This window comes from Microvirga pakistanensis, from assembly GCF_004458765.1.
Classification (GTDB): Bacteria; Pseudomonadota; Alphaproteobacteria; order Rhizobiales; family Beijerinckiaceae; genus Microvirga; species Microvirga pakistanensis.
Window position 1 is genome coordinate 1 of record NZ_SPJX01000113.1, and the last position, 223, is coordinate 223.

The following is a 223-nucleotide window of genomic DNA, read 5'->3' on the forward strand; positions in this document are numbered from 1 at the left end:
CGCGTACTTCTCGTAGACGGGCTTCATGGCGTCGATGAAGGGCTGCTTGTCGACATTGTTGATCTGGCTGCCGCTGGACCGGATCTTCTTCTCCGCATCCTTCTCGCGCGCTTCCCAGAGCTCACGCATCTTCGCGACCGACTCCCTGGCCGCTTCACGCAGCGCCTTTTGATCCTCCGGAGAGAGTTTGTCGAAACTCCTCTTCGACATGACAAGCACCTCC

At 58.7% G+C, this 223-nt stretch carries 1 pseudogene; it reads right to left on the minus strand.

Annotated elements, in window-relative coordinates:
- A pseudogene (locus E4K09_RS04090) lies at positions 1–223 on the minus strand (TRAP transporter substrate-binding protein); the annotation flags it as partial.